Genomic DNA, 12,509 nt, shown 5'->3' on the forward strand with positions numbered 1-12,509 from the left:
AAAAATGTATCGCTCCTCTCCCACCTGTGGAAACTTTTTAACTTCCTTCAAATCCTCGTGGATATGGTTCGATAGTTCTTTCCTTCGGTCTACTTGTCTCATCCTGAAATAGGTTGACAGGTTTAATTTAACATTACCGTTTTCTTCTTAACCTCCAAAGCCTTTGCTTTGAAGGCTTTCTTTTTCCATGTTCTCATTTTGACTTCCTGCTGGCCCTGCATTTGGCTGGGCGTTAGGTAATGGCAGCTCTGGTGGGGCCTGAGGCTGTTGTAGATCTCGATGGACTCCCTTATCACCTTCTCTGCCTACTCCTGGCTGCCAAAGCCGTCCCGGATGTTGAACTCGTCCTTGAGGATGCCGTTGACGCGCTCAGCCACCGCGTTGTCATACTGCTCCGTCATGCTGGGGCTGATGCCCGCCTTTCTCAGTATCCTCTGATAGTCGGCGCAGCAGTACTGCAGCCCCCTGTCGGATTGGTGGATGAGCTCCTGGTCATACTGCCTGTTGCCGATGGCCATCCGTAGGGCCTGCACGGGCCCCTCGGCACGCAGGTCCCCTGCCAAGCAGTGGCCCATGATCCGCTTGGAGTAGGCGTCGGTCACCAGCGAGAGGTAGCCGAAACCCTCCCGGGTGGGCACATAGGTGTTGTCTGAGACAAAGACCTGCTCGGGGCGGGTGATCTCCAGCCCCTCCACCAGGTTGCGGTGCCTGCGGAGCCAGTGCTTCGAGTCTGTGGTTTTGGTGTAGCTCTTCCGGGGCCTGATGAGCAGGCGGTGGCTGCGCAAGAGCGCAAAGCGCCTGTCCCTGCCCACCTTCAGGCCTCTTTGCTCCAAGTACCCCTGCAGCAGGAAATGCAGCTTCCTGGTGCCTAGGCGGGGCATCTTCAGGCGCTTTTCCCGCACCAGGGCCAGCACCTGTCTGTCCTGTTGCCCGTTTTCTTCCCGCACCTTGCGGCGCTTGTAGTAGGCCTGCCTTGTATACCCAAACAGCTGGCAGGAGCGGTTGAGGCTCACTTTCTCTTCCTCGGCGAAGCGTTCGACTATTTGGGTAAAGGCTTTTTTCTGATCTGGAAGCCGAACTCCCCCTCGGCCACGTCGATGAGCGTGTAGAGGAACTTTGCCTTCAGCTCCGCCTGGCTGGCCCTTTCCTGGGCCTGGGCCAGGCGGGCCTCGGGTTCCTTGATCCTTTGGTTGGGGTTATGTCCATGGCCGTTTTGCTTGGTGTGCCCCAAGGTAGCCGCCCGTGCTTCCTGAGCCAAACCAGCACCGTGCTCCGGCCCTGGATGCCGTACTTCCCCTGGGCTTGTTTATACGTCAGATCGCCTAGCTCGACCTCAGCGATGACCTGCAATTTAAAGCCCAGCGTGTAATCCCGCTGTGTGCGCCTGCATTTTTTCTTTGTGTCTTTTTGCATCTGCTCCTCAGCTAGGTGTCAACCTATTTCAGGACGGGACATACCCCATAAAAAGCCGCTTCATCTTAAATGGTGCGGCTTTTTTGGTTCGATAATTCTTCACCTTCAACTAGGCTGTGTCTGATGAATCTAACTCAAAGTCACTGAGTATTGTTAACTTTTTATGAGACGTTATGAACTAAGTGATGAAGAGTGGGGAAAGATAGCTACCCTTTTTCCCGACAACACCAACAAGCGGGGCGGGTAATGGTGAGCTCCTCCCATCTTTAGGGCCGGTCAAAAGTGGAGAATTCGGGTTCTACTATATTATGTTTCAGCCACTCTTCCGGCGTCTTGTCGCCCAATGAGCTATGAGGCCGGAAGTGGTTATACTCCTCTTGCCAGGCTTCGATTTTCTGCTGAGCATCCTCCAGTGACAGGAACCAATTCACGTTCAGGCATTCATCCCGGAAGCTCCCGTTGAAGGACTCAATGAAGGCGTTATCCGTGGGTTTACCGGGCCTGGAGAAATCCAGCGTCACCTTGTTCTCATAAGCCCACCTGTCCAGGGCCCTGGAGATAAACTCGCTGCCGTTGTCCACCTGTATACGCTTGGGCAGCTTTTTGGTGTCCTGCCTGATGCACTCCAAAGCGGCTACAACATCTTCTCCCTTCAGTGACTGTCCCACCAGTATGCCGGGGCACTGGCAGCTATAATTATCGACTAAAGTCAGGCAGCGGAATTTGCGGCCATCGAAGAGCTGACCGGCCACAAAGTACATTAACCGGCACTCATGATTACTGGAGAGTTCCGGGCGCTCCAGTCGGTGGTCGGCGGCCTTGCTTCTCCTGGGCCGCTTGCTCCTCAGGTTCAGCCCCTCCTCTTTGTAGAGGCGGTACACGCGCTTATGGTTGTCCCGCCAGCCTTCCCGCCTGAGCAGGACTAAGATACGCCAGAACCCATAGCGGACCCGCACCTGGGCGATCTCCTGCATCCGCTTCCTGATCACGGAGCTATCCCTGGCCCTGGAGCGGTAGTACCAGCCCGAGAGGTGGCACAGCACCACCTTACATGCTCTTCTAACAGAGACCCGGTAGTTTTCTGTTAGCCCTAAGACCAGCCGTTTTGACTGGGCTGGCCTTAGGGCTTTTTTCGCAACATGTCCTGCAGCATCTGTTTGTCCAGGCTCAGGTCCGCCACCAGTTGCTTCAGCTGCCGGTTCTCCTCCTCCAACTGCCGCAGCTTGCGCAGTTCACTCACCCCTAAATCACCGTATTTTTTCTTCCAGTTGTAGAAGGTGGCCACCGAGATGCCCATCTTGCGGCATACCTCCTCCACCTTGACACCCGTCTCTGCTTGCTTGATGGCGAAGATGATCTGCGCCTCGGTGAATTTTGATTTCTTCATGGCAATTCGCTTTTAAGACTATACGATTATTGCCCGTTTTCTCTACTTTACATTGGTCTGGTTTTTCGGGGGGAGGTCAATTATCAAAAACAATTCACAAATAATAGTTATAATTTTCCTAAATTTAATTAATTTAGATACATATATAGTTGCTTTGTCTAGAGCAATAGAAAAACCTTAATGAAAAAAAGCCCCAGTTTATCTCTTAATATACAGGTAAGTCAGTGGGCTTAGCAGGTATCAATAATATTGGTAAAGACTCTCCCCTTAAGGCATAAGCCTTCGATTAACTAAATAACTCAAAAAAGGCCGCGAACCCAGTTCTTGTAGAACTAAAAAACTCAAAGGGGCTCAAGGTGCCACACCCTGCGCTTGTTATTTCGCCTATTAAATCACTTCAGGCATGAAATATCAAGATATGAAGTGCTTTCTTTTACCGTACATGCCTCATGTTTTTGTAAAAACATGAGGCATTATTCCTGTACCACCAGCTATATGCAACTCAAGAACATGAGCATTTAAACCCATGAGTAGTTAGGGCTCCCTTACTACGGCAAATGGAAAGGAAAATAGCTTTACCTCTTTTTATGATCCCAAGTTAGATAAGGTGGGGATCGCGCAGCAGGGGTTGGTAAGGGAATTGCTTAATCTTTAAAATAATGCCTTAAAGCCGTGCAACAGAAATAAAAACAGATGTTGGAGCAGGGCGTGGTTACGAAGGAGGAAGAAAGTTATCTGCTAATTTTGAAAATGGACACCTGCCGCAATGGGAATCCGTTGGAGATAAGATTGCGGGGCATTGGCATCGAAATTCACAATAGCGTGAAAAAAAAAGTCTTTACATACCATCTTTATTACCATGCCTTTCAGTCAAGAATTAGGATTATCCTTGAGCTAAAATATTGTTATGGAGCATTATGGGTAGATTACAATTGAAGGCGAGCATAACGAATTCACCATAATAATTCCGGTTAATGCTTCTATTCCTGTCTTGTAAAATAATTTGACAAATGAGCCTATTTTGGCCCCTTAGCCGAGTGAATTTTATAGTTTATAATCCATATAATTTCATTCATAAATATATGTCACAATTTCTACTTCATACTAACACAGTAATGTCATTGATCCTCGTCATTACAGCAGGGGGGGCACTTTTATATCTATTGCAATCTCAGGAAAAAACAGTAGAAAAGAAGTGGCTTATTGTTAATTTTTTTGCATTTATGATATGGCAATTGAGTGATATGTACCGTCTTAGCTTACACCCATCTTTTATAGGCACTAAAGAATATAAAATTATAATTATATATTTATTTGCTCCATCCCTCATACTATTAGAAATCGGCTTTATTCAATTTGCCTATTATTTTATACATCATGTGTTTGATAGGGAGAGAAAGATAGTATTATGGATGACAATCGGTGTTTCCCCAATTTTGATAGGCTTAATACATTTGAATGAATTTTATAGTGATTATAGTACAGATGTATCAATCCAGATCATTGGATCATACACTTTTCTAACTAATTTTTGGGCAATGCTAATTTATATTAGAAAGGCAAGATTAAGTCTGCCTAACAATCAATCATCTTCAACAGCCTATATTGGCTTAGCATTAGTATCAGCTGGCTTTATTATTACTAGTATAGTTGCAATAGTGTTTGGTTTGTACAGTTACATCGGGTTTTGGGCTTACTTTATTGGCGTTTGGGTTGGAAACATTACTCAATTTTTTATTTACATGAGTTTTGCTCCCGTGTCTACAAGTTATCAAATTAGGTTAGTAGGATTTACTCTTGTAACAATGCTTACAATATTATCAGCAGTGGCATTGGCATTTTTCCCGCCTGCTTTGTTTTATGATATTGACCTTCGGAACGAGCAGCAAGAGGGATTATATAAACTGTTTCTTATCATTATTTTTGCCACGCTATTCATATTATTAATTTTTCCGATTATTGTTCGGTTCAGTCTTATCCAACCCCTGAAAAGTCTTTTAAAAGCAGTTAAAAGGGTAGATGAAGGTAATCTGGCTACTCAGGTAATAATCAATAATCGGGACGAAATTGGAATTCTATCTACTAGTTTTAACCGAATGACCCAATCTCTAAAGAGGGCACATGAAGAATTGAAGAGCTATGCAGACACTCTCGAAGCCAAAGTGACTGAACGTACTGCCAAGGTAGAAGCTCAGAAAAAAGAGATTGAAGTTCAGCGAGACAGTTTAGAGGCAGCATTAATCAAGTTAAAAGAAGCACAGAGGCAACTTATTCAAAAAGAAAAAATGGCTTCCTTAGGAGAAGTCACCGCAGGTATAGCTCACGAAATCCAAAACCCGCTCAACTTCGTCAATAATTTTTCAGAGGTGTCGGAAGAGTTGGTGGAGGAACTTGAACAGGAGGCTTTTGCGAATCGAAAAGAGGGCGTGTTGGCCATTGCCGCCAACCTGAAGCAGAATTTGCAGAAAATCCACCTCCATGGCCAACGAGCTGACGGCATTGTGAGAGGTATGCTGCAGCATGCAAGAACTTTTACAGGAGAAAAGCAACTGACAGATATTAACGCCTTGATAGATGAATACCTGCGTCTAGCATACTATGGCATACAAACTCAAAACAAAAGCTTCTCTTGTACCCTCAAAACTTCCTTTGACCAAGACTTGGGAAAGGTAAAAGTCGTGCCGCAGGAGTTGGGGAAGGTCCTTCTCAACCTTTTTCACAACGCCTTCTATGCCGTGCAGCAGAGACAAAAGAATACATTAGTGCAATTCAGTGTTGATACAAAAGTCTATAATCCAACTGTCAGCGTAAGCACCCGGCAGTTTGAGAGTCAGGTGAAAATACGGGTGCGTGATAATGGAATAGGTATGCCTGAGAGCGTAAAGAGCAAGGTCTTCCAGCCATTTTTCTCCACAAAGCCTCCAGGACAAGGTACAGGATTAGGTCTCTCCCTCTCCTATGATATCATCACGAGAGGGCACAGCGGAGAAATGTGTGTAACTTCTGAGGAGAATGAATGGACGGAGTTTACTGTTTCGCTTCCGCATATGCCTGTTACAGAAGAACAACCTGCTGCTTCTACTGTTCATCAACCTGAAGACACTCTGCCACAGCCTTCAAATCCACGTGGATATGGTTCGATAATTCACTCCTTCGATATACAAGAAAAGCCTCTCAGTTAATTCTGAGGGGTTTTTTCATGAACTTAGGAGGCTAATTTCAGTTCCTCAACCTCTCGCTATTTTAAGATATGCCTGCTAGGTGTCTGTCAGCAGGGGCAAAATTATCTTTAATTGGCACTCTCCTTTGGTGCTCCTTCCCTGCCCGGCAGCATTTGCTTGTATTGGCTTCGAATGAAGTAAGCTTTGGGCCGACTAGCTCCTCATTATGATCAATTCGTTAGTAGAGGCTTGAGAAGCCGTAAATATTTATATACCCCCTGATTACTGTTTCTTTAGTTTGTCTTTAGCAAGAGTTGACGCCCGGTATACCAACTCAGCGTTGAGGACGATGCTTTTACTGACGGCGCCATCGTCTTTTATTTTCTCCAGCACCAGTTCTGCGGCTGTCTCTCCCATTTTTTCCAAAGGCTGTTCTACACTGGATAGCTGGGGAAAAACATTGGTGGATAGTTCAGTCCCTGAAAAACTTGCAACAGCAACTTCGTCAGGCACTTTTACACCTGCTTCTAAAAGATAATTCATAGCGCCTATGGCTTCGGTATCTGTGAAAGCAAAAATACCGTCAAATTCAATCTTCTTATCAAACAGCTTTTTTACAGCCATTTTGCCGTGTTCAAACATGGTACCGTCAGTTTTTATAATCAACTCCGGATCAAAAATGCCGTGCTTGGTTAAGATACGCTTGTATCCGCTGGCCCTTTCTGCCGAGTTGCGCACCGTTGCAGGGCCCATGATATGGGCTATTCTCCTACATCCAATCCTAACTAAGTGCTCCACCATGAGCGACGCCTTAATATGGTCATCAACCAAGACTTTCGACACATCCAGTGACGTGGCGGGAATCCTGTCAAAGAATACCAGCGGAGTACCCCGTTGCATTATCTCTATGTAAAGGTTCTGGTTGAAAGTTTCGTGGCACAGGTTGAGAATGATGCCATCTACATTAAAGGTCTCCAGCAGCAACAGATTTTCCCGCTCACGCGAGGGGTCCTCGTCTGACTGTAAAATAATAACCTTATACCCCAGGGGGTACAGGATATTCTGAACACCCTGCAGCACTTTTGCTGAAAAGGGGGTAATCATTTCCGGAACGACAAACCCGATACTGTTTGTCTTCCCATACTTCAGGCTCAATGCAGTTGCATTCGGCTTATAGTTGAATTTCTGGGCGGCCTCCAATACCCTTTTCTTGGTATCTGGATGTATGTGAACATCATTTAAAAGCGCCCTGGAAATGGTTGAGGTAGACAAGGACAGGTATTGGGACAGGTCTTTTATCGTGGTTCGTTTCATGGTGCTGCGTTTGATCAAAAATACATAAAGAAAGCAACATATCTCTTTGGGAACGTTCCCGGATTTTGGGAACGTTCCCATTTCTGTATTCGGCCTAAAAAATATGTAAGTACTCACTATTCTATTTAATTTGAATAAGCAATCAAATTTCAGGCAGTTATAAACATCTTACTATGAGTACATTAGAGAACAGAACCGAATCAGGAAGTATCAAGCCAGGCATTTTGCACATTGGCGTAGGCAATTTTCACAGAGCCCACCAGGCGTTTTATACCAACGCGCTTTTAGAGTTTGAAGACCAGGCCAATTGGGGAATTTGCGGGGTTAGTTTGTTGCCCTCCGACAAAAAAACGGTGGACGGCTTGAGACAGCAAAATCTTGCCTACACGGTAACGGTATGCGGAAGGGATGGCATAGACAAAGTCTATGAGAGTGGTGCGATAAAGGAGCTTATAGCTGGCTACGAGGATCCAAAGGCCGTAATTGCCAAGATTGCCGCGGAGTCCATCAAGATAATCACGCTTACCATAACAGAGGGTGGATACAACCTGGATAAGCAAACGGGGGATTTTGTGCTAAGCAATGAGGCGATACAACATGACCTGGAGAATCCGGGTAGTCCCAAAACGGTTTTTGGCTTTGTTGCGGAAGGATTGCGGGCACGGAAAAAACTAGGTAAGGGAGGACTCACCATTCTTTCCTGCGACAACCTGCAGCACAACGGAAACACGGCAAAGAAAGCTTTCACAGCGTTTATAGCGGCGCAAGATAGTGAATTGGCAGCCTGGGTCGGACAGAATGTTACGTTTCCCAACAGCATGGTTGACCGCATTACCCCCGCCACCACAGAGCAGGACAAGGAACGCCTGAACAGAAACAGTGGGATAAACGACCAAGCCCCTGTTTACTGCGAAGATTTTATCCAGTGGGTGATAGAGGACAACTTTATAGCCGGGAGGCCAGCCTGGGAACGGGTGGGGGTTGAATTTACAGACGATGTGAGCGCCTTTGAAAACATGAAACTAAGCCTCCTGAATGCCTCCCATACCTTACTCTCCTATCCTGCTTTTCTGAAAGGATACCGCGCTGTAGACCAAGCGATGCAAGACCCAGATATCGTGACGTTCGTGCGCAATTTCATGGATATAGATGTGACCCCTTATGTCCAGGTTCCTGAAGGCACAGACCTCGATGAATACAAGCAGATTCTGGTGGAACGGTTTTCCAATCGGGCCGTCAGCGACCAGGTGAGCAGGTTATGCTTCGACGGGATTTCCAAATTCCCGGTCTATATAATGCCAAACTTGCTACACATGATCCGGGATGGCAAGGACCTGACACGTGTAGCCTTCCTTATAGCAGCCTACAGGCACTATCTCAAATACCTGGTCGACGAAACAGGTCAGACCTATCAAATTGCTGAGCCCTGGCTCACCACAGAAGACAAACAAGTGATTGCAAGTGAGATACCAAACAGATTCCTGGAGTTGTCAGCATTCAAAAGCTTAGACTTAAAGAGCTCAGCGGAGTTTGCAAGGCTGTTCGCAAAGTTTGTAAAAGAAATCAAAGAAGAAGGAGTTTCCAGGGTACTGCAAACTGTCCTGATCAAAACTGAATCTTTCCAATTAAACTAAAACCACTACTGTCATGGGAATGATCGATATACAACCCGCCACTGTTTCTGCTAAAACTTCTACGGGAGTAAAACTCAAAAACAGGCTATTGCCTTTCGCGGTCGTCACGTTTATCTACTTTATCGTCGGGTTTCTGACCACCGTCAACGAACAGTTGCAAGCTCCTCTCAAATTCACCTTCCTGGATGATGCCGGGAGTTTGAAGAACACGTTTACCACGCTCATCACTTTCGCTTTCTTTCTGGGATACCTGATAAACGGGACCCTGGGAAGCAAATGGGTAAATGCCAAAGGGTATAAAAATACCCTGTTGCGCGGCCTTCTGCTGATGCTCTCGGGGTTAATCATGTATTTGTGTGCTGCGCTGCTGGGCGATAATTACCCCTATTTGGTTTTCCAGGTAGGTGATTCCATCATAGCATACGGATTTATTGTTTTCGTTATGGGATCGTATCTGATGGGAACCTCAGCGGCCGTGATTCAGGTGGTGGTGAATCCATACGTCGCTTCGTATGATTTGCCCGGCACCCAACCGGTTCAGCGCCTCAACATCACAACCGCAATCAACTCCATCGGTACAACCTCCGCACCCTTCTTTGTCACGGTTGTGATGTTCAGCGGAATCTCCATTGAGAACATCGAGATTCATCAGCTGCTATGGCCCCTGATGATGCTGATTGCCTGTGTGCTGGCAGTTACGGTAATGACGAGTAAACTCCACTTGCCGGATATAGCCCATACACGGTTTGCTTCGGGAGAGGTGCCCCAGAGAAGCATATGGTCTTTCAGGCATTTTGCCCTGGGTGTGCTGGCAATCTTCTGCTATGTCGGGACAGAGGTAGCCATTGGGGCAAACATCAACCTCTACGCTTTTGAGCTGATGGACTCCGGGCACGCCATTAGCTTCTTCGGCAGAACCGACCTCATCATCGGCGGCATGGACTTCGGCATACACGCCTTGTTGTCTACTTTGTACTGGGGCGGATTCCTTGTTGGGCGCTTTGTTGCCAGCTTCTTCAGTAACATATCTGCCAGGCTACAGTTAACGGTTGCCGCGTCACTGTCTACAGTTCTGGTAATTGTCGCGATGATCACTCAAAATCTGTGGTTCTTGGTGGCCATCGGCTTGCTGCATTCCACGATGTGGAGCTGTATTTTTTCGCTGTCAACCAAAGGGTTGAACAAGTACACGTCCAAGGCTTCGGGGGTATTTATCTCTGCTGTGTTTGGAGGCGCTGTCTTCACGATCATGCAGGGTGGGTTGGCCGATATTATCGGCTCCTGGAGGTGGACCTGGTCCCTGAACGTGATCTGCGAACTGGTGATTTTGTGCTATGCCCTGTTCTGGTTCCGCATCAGGGAAAAGGACAATCTCGATGAAGTGGTATAAAACTCATCTTCAAGTATCTATCTAAAATTTTAAATAGGGAAATCATGCGTAAGGTAAATTTGCTATCGATAATATTTTTTATTCTGGGAGCCGGCACGGCACTCGGTCAGGAACTGCACTCTTCGCTGCAGATCCGGAACAGCCACTTATGGAGGGGCCTGGAGGTGGCGACGGGCCTTGTATATACCGGAGACGTAAAGATCAGCTATAAAGAATTTTACGGTGGGTTCTGGAGTGGTGGAGACGCTAGCGGCTCCTACAAAGAGTTTAACAACTTTATAGGGTATAAGAATCAGGGTTTGGTTCTGGAATTGTGGGATATCTATAATTTCTCCCCGGAGGCCACCTATAACAATAAGGAGTTTTTTAACTACAACTCACAGGAGACAGGCCGTTTTTGGGACATGAGGTCAAACTACACGATCAGCACTGCCCTCCCCCTGACGTTGAGCTGGAACACCGTTGTTTTTGGCAGAGACAAAACCACTGAAAGCCGAGAAAGCAAATACTCCACTTTTGTTTCAGCGGAATACCCTTTGTATAAAAAACAGGGGTTAGAAGTGAGAGGCAGAGCCGGCTACAGCTTCGCGTTAAACCAAGGCAAAGGCGAAACGGCCAATTTCTTTGCCAACGACGCGGGTTTTAGTGAAATAAGCCTTATCGTCTCTAAAGACCTGGAAGTACAGGGCTATAAAATTCCGCTGGGAATCTGGGGTATGTGGAACCCTGTAAATGAAAATGCATTTCTTCAGTTTTCAGCGCAGGTCTATTCATTCTGATAACACTGCTACGCACTCCGGGTATGGTGCTTCCGAATGGCCGCTGGCTCTCGGGCGTCTGCCTCCGCTCAATCCCTGACATAGGTATAAGCTGTTTTACACCAGCAATTTTTAAACTATTTATAAGCTGATAATCTGATGAAGTGTCAATCAAGAATTTTTTGTTTCGGAGAAGTGCTTTGGGATATTCTGCCCAGCGGTAAGCTTCCCGGCGGGGCTCCCATGAACGTAGCCATCCACCTTCGGCGCAACGGGTTTGATCCTGCGGTGGTGAGCCGGGTAGGAAGCGATGACCTGGGCAAGGGGCTTATTGCTTTCCTGCAAGAACAGCACATCGACACAGCGTGGCTGCAAACGGGCCTAACGCACCTGACTGGGGTGGTGAAAGCTAATATCTCTGACCGCAACGAGGTGACCTATAAAATTGTGGAGCCAGTGGCCTGGGACTACATCCAGTATGAGGAAAGGACTGCAGAGCTGATTGCGCAGAGCGAAGTCTTCCTTTACGGCAGCCTGGTGGCGCGCAACGCCACTTCCCAGGAGACCCTGCTCCGATACCTGCCGCTGGCCAAACGCAAAGTTTTTGATGTGAACCTGCGGCCGCCGTATTATACCCCTGAACGGATTCTGACGCTGTTGGAATATGCCGACATCGTGAAAATGAATCATCAGGAACTGGCCGCGATTTGCGAATGGCTTGGGGCAGATGGAGATGAGGTGCAGCAGATGCGTTTCATCAAAGACCATTTTAGCCTGGAACTGGTGATTGTAACCCGCGGAGACAGGGGCGCTGCCGCCATGCATGAGGCGGGCTACTTTGAGCATGCCGGTTTTCAGGTGGAAGTAGAAGACACCATAGGCAGCGGTGATGCTTTTCTGGCGACGTTCCTGACCAACTATCTGCAGGAAAAACCTCTGGAGCACACCCTGGAGAGAGCCTGCCTGGTTGGTGCGTTTCTGGCAACGCAGCGCGGGGCTACCCCTGCCTATGTGCCGCAAGAGATCACAGAAGCTTCACTCAGTGCCTTGGTGTGAGTGGAGGGATGCTTTTATAAGAGTAAGGATAAGTTATGGCTGGTAAGCAAGAATCTGATAGCCAACAGGTGTTGTTCGAATCGGGAGTGTAGTATAACTTGAGTGCCTCGGTAAAGTTGAGATCGGTATATAACTGCTTTTTTCGCCGTTCACTCACTAACGATAGCACTTAATATTTGAGCAGCAGCACATAGCTTCTTCACGGCCACTATACTGGAGTGGAAACACCTGCACAAACCATATGAGTACGAAGATATTATCCTGAGTAGTCTCCGATTTCTGGACGACAACAAGCGGGTGTAAGTTCAGGGGTACGCGATCATGCCCGACCATATTCACCTGCTCTGAAAAAAGGAAGAGCCGTACAAGTGACGCAGCGCTAGTCTTGGGAATACA

The 12,509-nt window shown here is 47.2% G+C and carries 7 protein-coding genes and 1 pseudogene; 5 read left to right on the forward strand and 3 right to left on the reverse strand.

Features of this window, described 5'->3' with window-relative positions; translation table 11 throughout:
- Nucleotides 1-227: 227 nt before the first annotated feature.
- A pseudogene (locus MKJ04_RS22945) lies at nt 228-1,413 on the reverse strand (IS3 family transposase); the annotation flags it as partial.
- A 266-nt stretch (nt 1,414-1,679) separates the two neighbouring features.
- Nucleotides 1,680-2,800, reverse strand: a protein-coding gene (locus MKJ04_RS09165; RefSeq protein ID WP_410896817.1) for an IS3 family transposase whose coding sequence is annotated in 2 segments (ribosomal slippage) — nt 1,680-2,548 and nt 2,548-2,800 — 1,122 coding nt in all. Because the reading frame shifts where the segments join, the coding sequence is not laid out codon by codon here.
- Between the two features lie 1,115 nt (nt 2,801-3,915).
- Between MKJ04_RS09165 and MKJ04_RS09170 the strand changes: the two genes are divergently transcribed.
- Nucleotides 3,916-5,982 (forward strand): HAMP domain-containing sensor histidine kinase, encoded by a 2,067-nt coding sequence (locus MKJ04_RS09170; RefSeq protein WP_241641309.1) that lies wholly within the window; start codon nt 3,916-3,918, stop codon nt 5,980-5,982.
- A gap of 261 nt (nt 5,983-6,243) precedes the next feature.
- Here MKJ04_RS09170 and MKJ04_RS09175 read toward each other — a convergent pair whose 3' ends face one another.
- On the reverse strand, nt 6,244-7,275 hold the full coding sequence (locus MKJ04_RS09175; RefSeq protein ID WP_241641310.1) for a LacI family DNA-binding transcriptional regulator: 1,032 nt from the start codon (nt 7,273-7,275) through the stop codon (nt 6,244-6,246).
- Between the two features lie 173 nt (nt 7,276-7,448).
- On the opposite strand from MKJ04_RS09175, the gene MKJ04_RS09180 reads away from it, so the two are divergent.
- The 4 genes from MKJ04_RS09180 (at nt 7,449) to MKJ04_RS09195 (ending at nt 12,113) form a co-directional block, all read left to right on the forward strand.
- Entirely contained in the window at nt 7,449-8,909 is a 1,461-nt protein-coding gene (locus MKJ04_RS09180; RefSeq protein WP_241641311.1) for a mannitol dehydrogenase family protein, read from the forward strand.
- Nucleotides 8,910-8,922: 13 nt separating this feature from the next.
- Nucleotides 8,923-10,299, forward strand: coding sequence for a hypothetical protein (locus tag MKJ04_RS09185; RefSeq protein ID WP_241641312.1), 1,377 nt, complete (start codon nt 8,923-8,925; stop codon nt 10,297-10,299).
- A gap of 44 nt (nt 10,300-10,343) precedes the next feature.
- The gene (locus tag MKJ04_RS09190; protein ID WP_241641313.1) at nt 10,344-11,078 is read left to right on the forward strand and encodes a hypothetical protein; all 735 of its coding nucleotides are present in this window, start codon (nt 10,344-10,346) and stop codon (nt 11,076-11,078) included.
- A gap of 138 nt (nt 11,079-11,216) precedes the next feature.
- Nucleotides 11,217-12,113, forward strand: a complete 897-nt coding sequence (locus MKJ04_RS09195; RefSeq protein WP_262918068.1) for a carbohydrate kinase family protein — start codon at nt 11,217-11,219, stop codon at nt 12,111-12,113.
- The last annotated feature ends 396 nt before the right edge of the window (nt 12,114-12,509 follow it).

The organism is Pontibacter sp. E15-1 (assembly GCF_022601975.1).
Classification (GTDB): domain Bacteria; phylum Bacteroidota; class Bacteroidia; order Cytophagales; family Hymenobacteraceae; genus Pontibacter.